13 protein-coding genes are annotated in these 16,328 nt (G+C 62.1%); 5 read left to right on the top strand and 8 right to left on the bottom strand.

All coding sequences use genetic code 11. The features are described from left to right. Window positions 1-4 precede the first annotated feature (4 nt). Complete coding sequence (locus tag G7048_RS19830; protein ID WP_166069796.1) at window positions 5-3,229, bottom strand: glycerophosphodiester phosphodiesterase family protein; 3,225 nt, start codon at window positions 3,227-3,229, stop codon at window positions 5-7. A 203-nt stretch (window positions 3,230-3,432) separates the two neighbouring features. Here G7048_RS19830 and G7048_RS19825 point away from each other — a divergent pair, with 203 nt between their 5' ends. Beyond that, on the top strand, window positions 3,433-4,620 hold the full coding sequence (locus G7048_RS19825) for a multidrug effflux MFS transporter (RefSeq protein ID WP_166069795.1): 1,188 nt from the start codon (window positions 3,433-3,435) through the stop codon (window positions 4,618-4,620). 34 nt (window positions 4,621-4,654) lie between these two features. On the opposite strand, the gene G7048_RS19820 is transcribed toward G7048_RS19825, so the two are convergent. The 5 genes from G7048_RS19820 to G7048_RS19800 form a co-directional block, all read right to left on the bottom strand. Next, on the bottom strand, window positions 4,655-5,323 hold the full coding sequence (locus G7048_RS19820) for a nitroreductase (RefSeq protein WP_166069794.1): 669 nt from the start codon (window positions 5,321-5,323) through the stop codon (window positions 4,655-4,657). 193 nt (window positions 5,324-5,516) lie between these two features. Then, a complete protein-coding gene (locus tag G7048_RS19815; protein WP_166069793.1) occupies window positions 5,517-5,771 on the bottom strand; it encodes a YlcI/YnfO family protein in 255 nt (84 codons plus the stop codon). Between the two features lie 278 nt (window positions 5,772-6,049). Further along, window positions 6,050-6,886: a serine O-acetyltransferase gene (gene cysE / locus G7048_RS19810; RefSeq protein WP_166069792.1), complete on the bottom strand. Its 837-nt coding sequence runs from the start codon at window positions 6,884-6,886 to the stop codon at window positions 6,050-6,052. A 46-nt stretch (window positions 6,887-6,932) separates the two neighbouring features. Then, on the bottom strand, window positions 6,933-7,691 hold the full coding sequence (locus tag G7048_RS19805) for an RNA methyltransferase (protein WP_166069791.1): 759 nt from the start codon (window positions 7,689-7,691) through the stop codon (window positions 6,933-6,935). 92 nt (window positions 7,692-7,783) lie between these two features. Next, window positions 7,784-8,893, bottom strand: a complete 1,110-nt coding sequence (locus G7048_RS19800) for a DUF4349 domain-containing protein (protein ID WP_166069790.1) — start codon at window positions 8,891-8,893, stop codon at window positions 7,784-7,786. 234 nt (window positions 8,894-9,127) lie between these two features. Between G7048_RS19800 and G7048_RS19795 the strand changes: the two genes are divergently transcribed. After that, a complete protein-coding gene (locus G7048_RS19795) occupies window positions 9,128-10,069 on the top strand; it encodes an inositol monophosphatase family protein (RefSeq protein ID WP_166069788.1) in 942 nt (313 codons plus the stop codon). Window positions 10,070-10,196: 127 nt separating this feature from the next. Beyond that, window positions 10,197-11,351 carry a 2Fe-2S iron-sulfur cluster-binding protein gene (locus G7048_RS19790; protein ID WP_166069787.1) on the top strand — a complete coding sequence of 385 codons (1,155 nt, stop codon included), beginning with the start codon at window positions 10,197-10,199 and terminating at the stop codon, window positions 11,349-11,351. A gap of 157 nt (window positions 11,352-11,508) precedes the next feature. Here the strand turns inward: G7048_RS19790 and G7048_RS19785 are convergent, their stop codons facing one another. Together G7048_RS19785 and G7048_RS19780 are read right to left on the bottom strand one after the other, a co-directional pair. Further along, window positions 11,509-11,883: a hypothetical protein gene (locus tag G7048_RS19785; RefSeq protein ID WP_166069786.1), complete on the bottom strand. Its 375-nt coding sequence runs from the start codon at window positions 11,881-11,883 to the stop codon at window positions 11,509-11,511. A gap of 133 nt (window positions 11,884-12,016) precedes the next feature. After that, window positions 12,017-13,204 carry a helix-turn-helix domain-containing protein gene (locus G7048_RS19780; protein ID WP_166069785.1) on the bottom strand — a complete coding sequence of 396 codons (1,188 nt, stop codon included), beginning with the start codon at window positions 13,202-13,204 and terminating at the stop codon, window positions 12,017-12,019. A 226-nt stretch (window positions 13,205-13,430) separates the two neighbouring features. Here G7048_RS19780 and G7048_RS19775 point away from each other — a divergent pair, with 226 nt between their 5' ends. Both G7048_RS19775 and G7048_RS19770 read left to right on the top strand, forming a co-directional pair. Beyond that, complete coding sequence (locus G7048_RS19775) at window positions 13,431-13,904, top strand: (2Fe-2S)-binding protein (protein ID WP_166069784.1); 474 nt, start codon at window positions 13,431-13,433, stop codon at window positions 13,902-13,904. 24 nt (window positions 13,905-13,928) lie between these two features. Next, window positions 13,929-16,301 carry a xanthine dehydrogenase family protein molybdopterin-binding subunit gene (locus G7048_RS19770; protein WP_166069783.1) on the top strand — a complete coding sequence of 791 codons (2,373 nt, stop codon included), beginning with the start codon at window positions 13,929-13,931 and terminating at the stop codon, window positions 16,299-16,301. Window positions 16,302-16,328 lie beyond the last annotated feature (27 nt).

Here is a 16,328-nt window from a genome sequence, read left to right as displayed (position 1 = left end):
CTCATCAACCGATCAACGAACCGGAACGATTGCGACGGCGCGAACGCAGCCATGCCAGCGCGCCCAGCATGCCGCTCAGGCCCACCAAAGCGCCCGCACCCAGCGACGGAACCGGCGCGACCGCGCCAGGCGTCACAGGTCCGGCCTTCGCCACACCCACACCACCCGGATCGCTGATCGAGCCATTGGCCGCGAGGTCGTTGTCGCCATCCAAGCCATCCGTCAGTGTGAGCGTGACCTTGTTGCCGCTGATCCGCGCGCCGCCGAACACATACCAATGCGGCTGCGCGTTGTCCTTGGTCTTGCCGTACTTGTAGTACTTGGCATCCGTCGGCAGAGCCTCCGGATAGACCAGCTCCACCACCGCCTCCTTGCCCGCCTCGCCGCCATTCAGCGTGAAGCTGGTCACGCCGAATGGGAGGCTCACGTTCTCGGGCGTGCTCGATGCCGCCGCCACCGAGAGCTTGCTGCTCTGGTCAAAACCCCACAGCCCCGTGCCACCGCCGCTCACCGTGGCGTTGACCGAACCGCTCTTGCCGACGGGGCTCAGCGATGCTTCGGCAGGCAGCGGCTTGAACGTGAAGTTCACCGCGCAGTTGCCGCTGATGATGCCCGTGGTGTAGACCGTGAAGTCCGCATTCCACGAACCCGCTGGGCAATCGCCGCCGGGTGCCCCGCCTGCGAACACATAGCCCGGTGTGGGTGTGACCGTGCACGCACTGCTTTGACCAGGCACTGCGCTGCTGCAAGCCACGGCGCCGCTGCTGGCGGAGTTCGACGAGCCGGTCACAGCGCCCGAACCATCACCGACGATCAGCGTGACGGGCTTGGACATCAGCACAAAGCTGTAGGTGCCATCGCCCATCTTGTAGCGATAGCCGGGCATCACCACGGCCGTGCCTGCGCTGGTGAACTTGACAGTGCCGTTGCTCGGCGCTTCGGCTTGGGCCGTTCCGCCCAGCACCACCATTTCATTGGCGGCCACCGTCGAGACCTGCCCGATCTGCGTCGTCAGATTCACGTTCAGCGAAGTCGCCTCGTTCAGGGCGATCTTGGTTGGCAGCGCGGCTGTGGCGATGTCGACCGGGAAGTTCGTCGCGTGCTTGGCGTAGTTGGTGGTCAGGCCATGCGTACCCCAGCTGTAGAGCTTGTAGAAGTCCGCCGCGCTGTCGATCGTCCACGGCCAGAAGGTCGTGCCGCGATGCTTGGCCGCCTCCATGGTCGCGCGCTTGATGTTGGCGTAGGACGGGTTGTACGTGGAGTTGTAGCCCTGCGTCGCGTTGAGCACGGTGCGTACATCGTTGAGCAAGGTGCCCGAGTCCGCACCACCGCCCAGAAACCCGAGTGGCAGTTCCGGAATCTCGGTCGTACTGAGCTTCATCTGGTTGGTGTCGAACGAGATCGCGATCGACTGCTCGGCCACACCGGCCTCCGCCATTTCCTTCTTCAACTGCGTGACCACGCTGGGCGTGCTGCTTTTGATTTCAATGAAATGCGTGATCGGCTTGTTCTTGAACGCCTCGAAGAACTCCTTCATCGTCGGCACCTGCAGGCCCTGCGACTTGGTCCTGAGCGCCTTCACCTGCTCCAGCGACATGCTCTCGATGTTGCCCGTGCCGTTGGTCGTGCGGTCCACCGCAGCGTCGTGCATGATGACCAAGTGGCCGTCGGTGGTGATGTAGATGTCGTTCTCCACCGCATCGGCACCTGCGGCCACGGCGGCCTTGGCGCTTTCCAGCGTGTTCTCGTCGTTCTCGGTGCCCGCCGGCATGCCGCGATGACCGATGACCAGCGGCTTGCGCAGCAGCGTGTTGGCAGGCAGCTTGCGCAGCACATCGGCAAACACCGTGCTGTCGCTGGCGATCACACCATTGACGCCCGTGGTCAGCACCTGCGCGGCCTGCTCGGCGGTCTTGGCATCGGACTGCGCCCACACGGTCAGCAGCAAACGCTGCAGATGCGCGACGAAGGCACGCTTTTGCAGATTCGCGGGCAGCACGGCAATCTTGGCGCGTGCGCGGTTGGTGTCGCCACTGATCTTCAGCAGCGACGCGGTGGAGTCATCGAGTCCGCTGGAGGTGAAATCCACCGCCGTGCGAATGGATGGAAGCTGTTTGCGCGCAGACAGCAGGATGTCCACGTTGTCGGACAGGAACGTGATGTCGTAGAGCACATGCGTGTTCTCCGAGAACGCGACCAGCGCATCCACCGTCGCCTGGTCCTTGATGCGTACGACCGGAACAGTGAGACGCGCAGACTGCGCAAACAGATCCTTCAACGTACCCAGCTTTTCGCCACCAGCGCCCGTGAGATTGAGCGCGCTGTCCAGCGTGAACAGCGAGTTGCTGGAGCCATCGCCGCTGGTGGTTGCCAACGTGCTCATGCCCTGCACCAGCGTCGGTGCCATCGACACGGAAGTGCCCGTATCCTGCACCGCCACCGGCATGTCCAGCTCGGGCAGTGGTGTGAGCTGCTCGGTCACCTTCACGCTCTTGACGCGGTACAGCGCACCCGCAGTCTGCAGGCCCACGCCGCCCTTTTCCAGTTCGCTGGAAAGAATCACGTCGTGCAGCAGCACATCGTTCAAATACTGCCGCACGCGATTGCCGTACACCACCACGGTGGCCTTGTAGGTCACGCTCTTGTTGATGGCTTCGGTGAATGGCTTGGCGTTCTGCACGGTCCAGCCACCGGCTTTGCGAAGCGCGAACTCCGTGCCGCTGCTGCCGGCGGCGTTCTGCCGGATCGCGAATTGCTGATACGGCTCATTCGCGGGCGAGACGGCCGTGGGCGAAGTGCGATACATCACGCTGCCCCAGCGATTGCCGTCGATGGCCGCGTCGATCATGAACTCCACATCCACGCGGTAGTTGGACAGCCCTTCCAGACTCGCGGGCAACAGCACTGCGGTCAAGCTGGTCGAGGCGGCCTTGGTGCCGTCGATCAGCAGATTGCCGGTGATGCTGTCGATGGTGACCGTGCCCTTGGCCGTGTTCCAGGACGGCACGCGCCATCCCGCAGGCAGGCTGGCGGCTTTGTTTGAGAACTGCTGATCGATGTAGACCGTGCCCAGCGCGTCGGCCTTGGTGAGCTGGAGCTCAAGCGACTTGCGTGCAGCGCCGGAGCTGCCGGCCTTGACACCCGCGATGGACAGCGGATCGATGGATGCGGCTTGCGCGGAAAAGACGAGCAAGGTCGCCATGGCGGCGACCAGTCGGGTGTTATGCATTGTTCTATGCCCTCGTTGAAAACCCGCGAGTTTTTCAAGAGCGCATGACAGGGCCGTTATCGATTGATGAACATGGTTGTCATATTTCCGCATTCCGAACAACGGAACGCGCAACGCTTGCGGCCCTCATGCCCCAGCGCCAGCAACAAAGCCGCATCACGCTTAGACTGCGCTTTTTCGCACCACGAGCCGACGACCACTGCATGCCCTTTGCCCTGCTCACGTTCCTCTTTGCGCTGTGCACCATGATTGGTCCGCTGGGCATCGACACCTATCTGCCGTCGTTTCATTCCATCGCCAGGGAGTTCGATGTCGGGCCGGCAGCGGTGCAGCAGACGCTCAGCGTGTACGTGTTCGCGATGGCCTGCACCATGCTGTTCTACGGAACACTGAGCGACACCTTCGGCCGCCGCCGGGTGCTGATGGCATCGGCCATCTTCTACGGACTGACGTCGCTGGCCGCCGCCTTCGTGCCCAACATCCACTCGCTGATCATCGTGCGTTTTCTGCAGGGCATGTGCGCGGGCTCGGGCATGGTGATCGTGCGCGCCATGGTGCAGGACCGCTTTCAGGGCGCAGAAGCCCAGCGCATGATGGCCATGGTGATGATGGTATTCGGCCTCGCGCCCGCACTTGCGCCCGTGTTTGGCGGCTGGCTGCAGACCCATGGCGGTTGGCGCGCGACCTTCTACTTTTTGGCTGGTTTCGGCTTTGTGCTGGCGTTCTTGCTGTGGCGCTTTCTGCCGGAGACGCTACCGCCCCACAAACGCACGCCGCTCAAGCTCGGCATCATTCTGGGCAACTACCTCACAGCCCTTTCCAACCGCAAGTTCCGCACTATGGTGGCGGGCCTCGCAATGATGGCGGGCGCGAACGCCATCTACGTCAGCTCGGCCGCAGAGTTCGTGATGACGGTGCTCGGCATGGAAGCCACCCAGCTCGGCTGGCTGTTCATTCCGCTGATCGCAGGCACCTTCATGGGCTCGGCGATTTCAGGCACGTTCGCCAAACGCATTCCGATGAAAGTGCAAAAAGGCATTGGCTACGGCTGCTTGCTGCTCGCCTGCGCAAGCAACGTGCTCTACAACGCGTTCACCAATCACCCCGTCGTGCCCTGGGCCGTGCTGCCCATCACCATCTACACGCTGGGCATTTCGCTGCTGATGCCGATTCTTTCGCTCGAAACCATGGGCCAGTTTCCGCAGATGCGCGGCCTCGCCTCGTCGCTGCAAGGCTTTGCACAGATGATGGTGTTCACGCTGATCTCGGCTGCCATCGTGCCGCATCTGTTCCACAGCGGACTGTGGCTGGCCGTGGGCCAAAGCGTGTTTGTGGTGACCGGAATGATCGTCTGGTGGTGGGCCGTGAACAAGGTGCCAGCGCAAAGCTGACACCCGTTTTTTTCACGCAAGCGGATCAGGCAGATCAGGCAAATCCGCGCACCTGCGCCCAATCGCTGAACTCCGCGCGATCGGCACGCAGATCGTTGATCGGCGCGTTGACATCTTCAAAACCCAGCGCAATGCCGTAGGCCACGCGGTACGAATCCGGCACCTCAAGCACCTGTTCCACCGTGTCGCGGAAACGCCGCCAGTAGCCCTGCGCGCAAGTTGCCATGCCGCGCTCGGTCGCCAGCAACATGAACGATTGCAGATAGATGCCCAGATCCACCCACTGCGCATAACCCATGCGCTCGTCCACCAGCATGATCACGCCGACAGGCGCACCGAAGAACAGGCCATTCTTCGCCATCTGCTCCAGACGCGCAGTCTTGTCCTCGCGCGGAATATCGATGGTCTTGTACAGATCCTCGCCGTTCTTGAAACGGCGCGTGCGATACGGCTCCCACAGGCTCGGCGGATAGGCCATGTGCGGCACGACGTTGTCTTCCATCGGCTGCGCTGCAGAGACCGCATTGGTCAATTGCGCCAGCGGCTCGCCCGTCAACGCAATCACGCGCCACGGCTGCAGATTGCCACCCGAAGCCGCCTTGGCCGCATCGGCAATCAGACTCTGGACATCTTGGGAGCTGGGAACACGGGGCAAAAAGGCGCGCACCGAACGGCGCTCCTGCATGGCCTGACTGACGTTCATCTCTGGGGACCTTTTCTGGATGGATGGATGTTTGTCTATGCGAATCCGGCTGCGCATTTCACGCAAACCGCCAATGTATACGTGACTCCAGACGGACCATGCAACATCGGTGACAAGCCATTTTCATCGTAGACGTCAGGCTGGGCTCAGTGGTCGCCGCTTTCACAGGAATCTGACGAACCAAACATCTCTCTCAACGCAGTTTCAGCTTGGCCTCCAGCCGCGCAAGAAGGACATCCGCACTGATCCCGCTATTGGTCGCAACCGTGTGGCGAATGTTCGCCATTGCGCGAACAACAAACGGGGTCTGTTTGCTTCGACGATCCACCTCATGGCGAACAGCCGCCTCGACAAACGAAGCGAGACTCTCGCCCTCATGAAGTGATTGCTTCATCGCATCTAGAAGCTCAGGATCAATTGGAACGGATGGAGTGGTGAAGGTATTCATGTCTTCACCGTATGCAACCACCACAAGCCAGTCCAATGATTCGTTTCTATGAAATTACCAGCACGCGAGCACGTACCCAAACGACAAGCCACGCAGCGCGAACTACGCCCAAATCACCCACCACAATGGTGAGATAGGCCCTCAGGCTAGGCGTGAAGCCGCAGACAGTACTCATGTACGGCAAGGCTTCCACAACGACGCATGAGGGCCTATATCACCATCTCAAAACGACCAGCCAATCGAAGCCGCAAGGCTTCGTCACCCACAAAGCAAAAGAATCACTTCCCAACCAAATCGTTGAGCTTGTCTTTGGCAAAGTTTTCGCTGGTGGCCGCTTCGCAGGGCACGCAGTCACCCACTTCCTTGGGCGCTGCCGTACTGAGCTTCTCAATGCTCTGCCACAACATGGCGATCTGGCGTTCCTGCACGGCGGTGTGCTCGATCAGGCTACGCATCGCCTGCGCGAGCGGGTCATCCTGTTGCTGTTCAATGCCGTAGGCCGAGAACGGTGCAGGGCTGGCTGTCGGCGCGGCAGGCTGCTGCGCTGCTGGAGCAGCGGCAGCAACAAGAACCTCGGTCACATCGGCGCTCTGCCCGGCCTTGGACGGGATGATGCGGGCTGGAATGCCCACCGCCGTCGCGCCCGCAGGCACGGGCTTGATAACCACGGCGTTGCTGCCGATCTTGGCGCCGTCGCCCACTTCAAAGCCGCCAAGAATCTTGGCGCCCGCGCTCACGACCACGTCCTTGCCGAGCGTCGGGTGGCGCTTGGTGCCTTTGTAGAGCGAGGTGCCGCCCAGCGTCACGCCCTGGTAGATCGTGCAGCCGTCGCCGATTTCTGCGGTCTCGCCGACAACCACGCCCATCGCATGGTCGAAGAACACGCGTTGACCGATCTTGGCACCGGGGTGAATTTCGATGCCGGTCAACCAACGCGAGAAGTTGGAGATGAAGCGGCCGGTCCACTTCAGGCCGTGGTTCCAACACCAGTGCGCAGGTCGATGCAGCCAGATGGCGTGCAGGCCTGGGTAGCATGTGATCACTTCCCAGCGGCTGCGGGCCGCAGGGTCGCGCTCAAGAATGCACTGGATGTCGGATCGCAGGCGGTCAAGCATGAAAATGGACTATCTATAGGGGTTTTGACGGGAAAGGACTTGCAGTCTAGCGTTTTGCCTGCGCGGTCTGGATCATCGCTTTGGCAACACCGCGAAGGATGTGGATTTCTTCCTGAGTCAGTTGCGCTCGATTGAAAAGCTGGTTCAGGCGCGGCATGAGCTTCTTGGGCGCGGCCGGGTCGAGAAAGCCGATGTCGGCCAGCGCCTGCTCCCAATGCCCGAGCATGCCCGCCACCTGCGCCGCATCCGCGCGATCGACCGGGTCCGTGGCTTCCTGCACCTCATAGCCACCCAGCGCCTGCCGCCAGTCATAGGCCACCACCTGCACGGCGGACGCGAGATTGAGCGAGCCGAAATGGGGATTGGTCGGAATCGACAGCGCCACGTCGCAGCGGTAGACATCTTCATTGGCCATGCCGAAGCGCTCGCAGCCGAAGAGAAACGCCACGCCGGTTTCGTTGGCGGCGGTGGATGGCTGTTCCACGTTCAGCTTGCCGTTCACCAGCAGCTCGAAATGCTCGCGCGGCGTGCGCGTCGGCGGGCCAAAGTCGCGCGGCGTCATCGCCGTGGCGCACAGGTGGCTCATGCCATCGAGGGCTTCATCCAGCGTTTCGACGATGCGGCAGTTCTCCAGCACATCGAGCGCACCACTCGCGCGCTGGATGGTTTCTTCCTTGCGCAGCACATTGGGCCAGCGCGGAGCCACCAGCACCAGCTCATCGAACCCCATGGTCTTGAGCGCGCGCGCAGCAGCGCCCACATTGCCTGCATGGCTGGTGTTGATGAGGATGAAGCGGGTTTTCATGGCTGGCAAACTGTTCTTGTGGTGACGACGATGCGAAACCCTCGATTGTCGCCGCTTTCGCCTTTGCCCGAAAAACCCGCCTGCCTGCATCGTCAAGCAGCAGCGGCAGTTGCCTCCGCCTTCACCTGTGACCTGCGACGGATGCGCGCCACTGTGCGAACGATCACCACGATCACCCACAGCAGACCACCCAGCACGATCACCCAAGGCAGCAGCGCCGCCGTCGCGATCACCATGCTCTGGGCGCTGCCGGTCAGCGCGTTCCAGGCACCTTCCCAAGTCTGCAGCCATGGGCTGTAGGTGCCCGAGATGACCACCTGCTGCGGCTGGAACTGCATCTGCACGAACTGCTTGGCGGTCTCCTTCTCCAGCAGCTTGCGCTGTGCCTGCGCCGCATCGATCTCGGCCTGCACCTGCGAGAGCGTGTCGCGGATCTCCATCAGATCGGTCAGCTTGCGCTTCACGTCCTTCTCGCGCAGCAACTCGCGCAGCGAATCGCGGTACTCGCTGCGGTTCTTGATCTGCGCTTCCACATCCACCACTTCACCCGTCTTGTCCTCGCTGGAGGTCTGATGGTTCAGCACTTTGGCACGGGATCCCAGCGCGCCAGTGAGCATCGCAAAGTCGCGCGGATTCACCCGCATGGTCAGATACGCGCTGCCCGCCGAATGCACCGTCTCGCGCTGCAAGGCCGAGGCCTCGACCTGACAATCGAGCTGCTCGCAACGCGCCTTGACTGCGCCCCACAGATCCGCCAGTTCCGCCGCTGCGGCTTCGATCTGCATGTGATGGCGCACGGCCAGAAAGCGCTGGCTGGCGGCCTCCGTCGGCGCAGATTGAGTGACAGGACTGCCCGCGACCTCCACAGCCGGTGCCGGGGCGACTGCAACAGCGGCTGCCGCCATCACCCGCTCCTCGGCCACCTCACGGCGCGAACGCGACAGATTGGCAACATCGGCACTCGGCGCGGATGGCCGCGGTGCAGCCGCAACCATCTTCCTGTCTGCCATTTGCCCCATTTGCCCTGCGTGGCTGGCGCTGTCGCCCTCGCTTTTGGGCGAACAGGCTGTCAGCAGCGCACCCGCCATCAGCACGCAGCAGGCCCCGGCGATCAGGCCGATGAGCAAGCGCTTGGGGCGAAAAATCAGGGCGGATGGATTGCTTGTCTTTGTCAGTTCACGAGCGGCAAGAGGGCTTGGCATGGATGTTTCTCCGGTTCACCACGATTGGTATGAGCTGAATCGTTGGCTTGGGAGAAACGGGGTGACGGACTTACAAAACCTCACAAACAACGCTTTATCCCACCCGGCAACAAGCCTACCGCGCCAGAGAATCGAGCAGAAATCAGTCACTCGCGATAGAATCACCGGTTTCGCGCGTCCGCATCGCCGGGCGCTCCACGGCAAATCCTGCCGAGCCGCTCCTCATCACAATCCATGTCGTCCTCCAATCTGCACCCCATGCTTAACGTGGCCATCAAGGCTGCGCGCGCCGCTGGCGCCATCATCAACCGAGCTGCCCTCGACGTCGAGGCTGTGCGCGTATCGCAAAAACAGCTCAATGATTTTGTGACCGAGGTCGACGTGGCGAGCGAGAAGGCCATCATCGAGACGCTTCTCACCGCCTACCCCGATCACGGCATCCTGGCCGAAGAATCGGGTCGCGAGTATGGTTCCAAGACATCGGAGTATGTCTGGATCATCGATCCGCTGGACGGCACCACCAACTTCATTCACGGCTTCCCCGTCTACTGCGTGAGCATCGCGCTGTCGGTGCGCGGCAAGATCGAACAAGCCGTGATCTATGACCCATCCCGCAACGACCTGTTCACCGCCACCAAGGGCCGTGGCGCGTTCCTGAACGAGCGTCGCATCCGCGTGAGCAAGCGCACCCGCATGGGCGAGTGCCTGATCTCCACAGGCTTCCCCTTCCGTCCTGGCGACAACTTCCAGAACTACCTCGCGCTGATGGGCGACGTGATGCAGCGCTGCGCCGGTCTGCGCCGCCCCGGTGCCGCCGCACTGGATCTGGCCTACGTGGCCGCAGGCTTCACCGACGCGTTCTTCGAAACCGGCCTGTCGATCTGGGACGTGGCAGCGGGCTCGCTGCTGGTGACCGAGGCCGGTGGTCTGGTCGGCAACTTCACAGGCGAAGCCGACTTCCTCGAACAGCGCGAATGCCTGGCCGGCAACCCACGCATCTACGGCCAGATGGTCCCCATCATCAGCAAGTACAGCAAGTTCGCACCCGCTGGCGAGAAGGCAGCGTTGCGTCAAGCCGGCATCAATGCCGACAATGCGGACGCCGGTGAAGCATCGGAAGCCGAAGCAACCGACGCGGTGGACGCTCCTACCGACACCCAAAACAAGCAGGACTGATCTCCCGCCGACATGACTCGACAAAGGCAGCTCGCCACAACGGGCTGCCTTTTTGTTTTGTCCAGCAATCCCGAGTATGCAGATACATTAAGTTACACGTAGCTTACAAGCCTGCCATACTCGGCCCATGCCCATCTCCCATGTACTGAGTTTTGAAGGCGGCCGCGTCGAGACACAAGAAGACGAATCGGTCCTGAATGCCCTGCTGCGTGCAGGTTTGAATCCAGCGTTTTCGTGCAAGAGCGGCTCCTGCCAGACCTGCATGCTCCAAGCCGAAAGCGGCGACATCCCCGAGCGGGCGCAGCGCGTGCTGCCCATGCACCTGCGGCGGCTGCGCTACTTTCTGCCCTGCCGCTGCATGCCGACCAGTGCCATGAGCCTGCGCCGCCCGCACCCCAACGATCTGGTCACCGGCTGCCAGCTCTGCGAAGCCAATGTGCAGGAAGATGGCCGACTCGAACTGGTCTTCGAAACCGGACGCCCCATCAAATACCGCACCGGCCAGCAATTGCGCATCCTCGTCACCGGCCGCGACGACGAGCCCGTGCTCACCCTCACCTCCTCGCCCGAGCGCGACATGCTGATGATCGGCATAATCGATGCTCAGGCCGCACGCCACCTGCCACCCGAAATGCAGGGCCAGATGAGCGATGAGGAAGTCTTCGGCTTCGCCTTTGAAGTGCGCGGCCCGTTCGACGACGTGCCGCCGCGCGAACTGCCCTCCCCCGAAGCCGACGCGACGCTGTGGGACGAACTCGGCGGCGACACCCGCGTGCGCGCCGTGCTCGAAGCCTTCTACACCAAGGTCTACGCCGACGAACAGCTCGCGCCCTTTTTCGTCAAGGTGACCCGTGACCGCGCCATCGACAAGCAGTTCTCGTTCATGAAGCAGTGCGTGACCGGCGAAAAGATCTACATGGGCGATCGCCCGCGCAACGCCCACCACTGGATGATCATCACGCACGAACTGTTCGACCACCGCCAGAGCCTCATGCTCGCGACGCTGAAGGAACACGGCCTGACCGACGAACTCATCGCCCGCTGGACCGCCTACGAAGAGTACTTCCGCCCCGACATCGTCAAAAGCGCCAAGCTCCCACGCTACCTGGGCGACCAACCCATCATCAACACCAGCGGCGTGACCCGCGAAGTCATCGGCGAATCCACCGTCTGCGACCACTGCCAGAGCGAAGTGCTCGCAGGCGAAACCGTGCTGCTGCACCATCACATGGGGACGATCAGTTGCGGGCGATGTGCGGATGTGGAGGCGGTTGCGGAATGAGGCTGGAGGCGGAGAGCTGATGATGTTTTCCGCTTTATCAAACGAATGATAGTTCTATGGGTAAGTTCGACCCGTTGCCGCCTATCGCACTTTCTTTAAGCAGTCACTCAACTGCTTTGTTCAGCGGATAAAGGTCTGCTAGCCTGGCTCGTGATGGCTACTGCTTGAGCGTTTGGCCCTCTCGTTCGCAGATAGCCAGATAAATCGGAGTTTCTTTGTCGTGATGAACGAATGCAAGTAAAAAATAGGCGTCTCGCCTACGCCATACCGCTAGTTGACGCGCCTCCTCGTACCAATCTTGAGCAAGTACTGGTTCTGATGCCTCAGTGAATAGCGGCGCTCCGAATCTGTGGGTTATCTCGGTGAGCCAGTGTTCGAACAACAAGCCAAACTGTGTGTAGAGCGGTTCGAGCTTGGTCTCGCCGTCCAACCATCCTGTCTGAGCCAAGGTCAGTTCGACGGATAGGTCACGTTCGAGTAGTTCTGGCAGTTCACCAAGTTCATGCAATTGTGTAAGGACTTCGTCCTGCATTTGAAATCAACCCCTCGTAGAGAGAATTTTCTGCAAATGTCGGCTTTTGCCGTCTTTGTTGCAGTATAGCGAAGGCCCGCTTCTGGCCGTTTAGGGACACACATTCCCCCCTCGGACTGGATCCCCGCGCGAATCACCGCCCCTGCTTCTGCCCCAACTTCCGATAAACCGTAGCCCGGCTGATCCCCAACGCCCGCGCTGCCTGGGCCACGTTGCCGCGTGCTTCGGCCACAGCCTGATGAACCAGCGCCAGTTCCACATCCTTGAGCGGCACAGCATGGCCCACCGCACGTTGGCGCGACATGCCGGTCACATCGGCGGTTGCGCCCGGCCCTTCGATCTGGGCCTGCACCTGCACGCGCAGGCCGGACCACAGTGGAACCTCCAGCATGCCGTTGCCCGATCTGCCGCGCATGGCGGCGTCGAACAGCCGTTGCACGGGCATGGCGAACAGCTCGTCGCTGTGCAGCGGGCCGCGTCCTGAAGCGAGCCCTGACACGATCTGGCGCGCGACCTGATTTGCGCCGGTCACGCAGCCGTCTTCATCCAGACACAGCAGGCCATTGCCGTCGCCATTGCCGAGTTGGCCCGGCCAGTTCAGGCGGATGAGCAGTCGATGCGGAGCGCGCAGGGTGAGCGCGTTTTCGATGTTGCGTGCCGCGCGTGCGACGAGGTGCTGAAGTTCCGGACGCTCTGCGACTTCGACGCCGGTGAGGTCGAGCATGCCCACGCATTCGCCGGATGGGCCGAACACCGGTGCCCCAGCGCAACTGTAGACCGAGGTGTCGCGGTAGAAATGCTCGCCGCGATGCAGCCACACCGGGCGGCGTTCGGACAGCGCGGCGCTGATGGCCGAGGTGCCGATGCTGCGCTCGGACAGATCGACGCCCACGCGGGCGATGGCGACGGCGCGTGGATCGGTGGTGTCGATGGCACCGGACACATCGACCACCACGCCGCTGGCGTCGGTCAACATCGCAAAGTAACGCGTGCTGGCCGTGGCCCGGCCCAAGCCCTCGAGCGCAGGTCGCGCGGCTTGCAGCAACTGGTGCTGGGCGTCTTGTGTGCGGCGCACAAACTGCGAGGTCACCACATCGAACGCGACGCGGTGCTGTGGCCGCTGGCCTTGGGCGAGACAGCGTCGCCAGGAACGCTCTATCCATTCGCTGTCCGGGCGCATGGACAGCAAACCGCTGGCGGCAATTTCGCCAAGGCTGCGGAGCGCGCGTGGGCTTTCGTCTTCATTGTCGAAAACCGCGACGCGCGCGCGCTGGATCTGCTGCAGGCGCTGCTCGGCTGATGGATCGTGCTGGCTGGGCATGGAAGTTGGCTCGCAACGATGGGGTTGGAAACACATGTGCAGGCCGCTCAGGCATGCCGCTGATGTGTTCCATTTTGAGAATATTCGATGTCCGGAAATGGCTTGTGAGGGTTTTGCCTGATCTGAGGGTATTCGAAGCTGATCAGCATGAAGGGCGTTGTTCGTTTCGCAATCCGAGAATCATCAAGGCCCCACCACAGAGGCCGCTGCACAGGAGACAACCCCGATGAAAGTGCAATTCACGGTCAACGGCAAAGCTGCCAGCGTTGACGTCCCCCCCAACACCCTGCTGGTGCAGGCCATTCGCGAGCATCTGATGCTCACAGGCACACATGTGGGCTGCGACACCGCGCAATGCGGCGCCTGCACCGTGCATGTGAATGGCAAGGCGATCAAATCATGCAACACCCTGGCCGTCATGCACGATGGCGCACAGATCACCACGATTGAAGGCATGGCCGCACCGGACGGCACCATGCATCCGATGCAGGCGGCCTTCAAGCAGTGCCACGGTCTGCAATGCGGCTTCTGCACGCCGGGCATGGTGATGAGCGCGGTCGATCTGTGCCGCACCCACCCGAACGCGGACGAAGGCGAAATCCGCGAGCTGCTCGAAGGCAATCTGTGCCGCTGCACGGGTTATCAGAACATCGTCAAAGCTGTGGTCCAGGGCAAAAAAGCCATGGCGACCGGCTCCTGATCTTCCAACACAAGGAGACATGACATGGGAGCCACCGACATCTCCAAGCTGCCGCACATCGGCGAGGCCGTTCTGCGCAAGGAGGACTACCGCTTTCTGACCGGCGCGGGTCAGTACACCGACGACATCACCATGGCGCGTCAGGCGCATGCAGTGTTCGTGCGCTCGCCGCATGCGCACGCCCATATCAAGAAGGTGGATGGCACGATTGCCGAGAGCATGCCCGGCGTGATCAAGGTGTTCTCGGGCAAGGACATCGACGGCAAGATGGGCGGCCTGCCCTGCGGCTGGCTGATCACCAGCAGCAACGGCGAGCCGATGAAGGAACCACCGCATCCGATTCTCGCCATCGGCAAGGCACGCTATGTGGGCGACCATGTGGCGATGGTCGTGGCCGAAACACTGCAGCAAGCGCGTGACGCGGCCGAAGCCGTGTACGTGGAATACGAAGCGCTGGACGCGGTCGTGCATGTCAGCGATGCGAAGAAAGGCCCTGCCCTGCACGACGTTGCGCCCGACAACCAGTGCTACCACTGGGAACTGGGGGACAAGTCCGCCGTGGATGCAGCCTTTGCGAATGCAGCGCATGTCACCAAGCTCGATCTGGTGAACAACCGCCTCGTGCCCAATGCGATGGAGCCGCGCGCGGTCAGTGCCTCGTACAACCGCGCGAGCGACGAATACACGCTCTATGTGGCCAACCAGAATCCGCATGTGGAGCGCCTGCTGCTCACCGCGTTCGTGCTGAATCTGCCCGAAAGCCGCGTGCGCGTGATCGCGCCCGATGTGGGCGGCGGCTTTGGCTCCAAGATCTATCTGTATGCCGAAGATGTGGCGCTGACCTGGGCGTCCAAGCAGCTCAACCGCAACATCAAATGGACCTCGGATCGCAGCGAGGCTTTCCTCTCGGATGCCCATGGTCGCGACCATGTGAGCCACGCTGAAATGGCGATGGACAAGGACGGCAAATTCATCGCCATGCGCGTGCATACCGACGCGAATCTGGGCGCTTACCTGTCCACGTTCTCGACCGCGATTCCGACGATTCTCTACGCCACGCTGCTGGCCGGGCAATACACCTGTCCGCAGATTCATGTGGTGGTCGACTCGTGGTTCACCAACACCACGCCGGTCGATGCGTATCGCGGCGCGGGTCGGCCGGAAGCCACTTATCTGCTGGAGCGCTTGGTGAGCCGATGCGGCTGGGAACTGGGCCTGTCGCAGGCCGAAATCCGCAGGCGCAACTTCATCACGCAGTTTCCGTATCAAACACCTGTGGCGTTGCAATACGACGTGGGCGACTACAACGCCTGCATCGACAAGGCCGAAAAACTGGCCGACGTGGCCGGCTTTGAAGCGCGCCGCAAAGCCAGCGAAGCCAAGGGCCTGAAGCGCGGCATCGGCTACTCCAGCTACATCGAAGCCTGCGGACTCGCGCCTTCCAACATCGCGGGCGCATTGGGCGCGCGTGCGGGCCTGTTCGAATGCGGCGAAGTGCGCGTGCATCCCACCGGCACGGTCACCGTGTTCACCGGATCGCACAGCCACGGACAGGGTCACGAAACCACCTTCGCGCAGGTCGTCGCGGGGCGTCTGGGCATTCCGGTCGAGAACGTGGACGTGGTGCATGGCGACACGGGCCGCGTGCCCTTCGGCATGGGAACGTATGGCTCGCGCTCGATCAGCGTGGGCGGCGCGGCCATCATGAAAGCGCTCGACAAGATCGAGGCCAAGGCCAAGAAAATCGCCGCGCACCTGATGGAAGCCAGCGATGCCGACATCGACTTCTCGGGAGGAGAGTTTGTGGTGAAGGGGACCGACAAAAAGATCCCCTTCGCCCAGATTGCACTCACGGCCTACGTGCCGCACAACTACCCGCTCGCCACGCTGGAGCCGGGCCTGAACGAGACCGCGTTCTACGACCCGACCAACTTCACCTACCCGGCAGGCACCTACATCTGCGAAGTGGAAATCGACCCGCAAACCGGCGTGGTGCGCATCGACCGCTTCTCTGCGGTGGACGACTTCGGCACCATCATCAACCCGATGATCGTGGAAGGCCAGGTGCATGGCGGCATCGTGCAGGGCATCGGCCAGGCGCTGCTGGAAAACTGCGTGTATGACCGCGAAACGGGCCAGCTCATCACCGGCAGCTTCATGGACTACGCCATGCCGCGCGCCGATGATTTCCCCGAGTTCAAGCTCGACACCGTGTGCACGCCCTGCACGCACAATCCGCTCGGCACCAAGGGCTGCGGCGAGGCCGGCGCGATCGGATCGCCGCCTGCCGTGATCAACGCCGTGCTCGACGCGCTGCATCCGCTCGGCGTGCAGGACTTCGACATGCCCGCATCGCCCTCGCGTGTGTGGGAAGCCATTCAAGCGGCCAAAGCCTAAGCAGAAGCAGGAAGAAGGAGTCAAAGA

The organism is Diaphorobacter sp. HDW4B (genome assembly GCF_011305535.1).
Taxonomy (GTDB): Bacteria; Pseudomonadota; Gammaproteobacteria; order Burkholderiales; family Burkholderiaceae_C; genus Diaphorobacter_A.
Note: the sequence above shows the minus strand (reverse complement) of the source record. Positions and strands in the feature narration are given on the sequence as shown.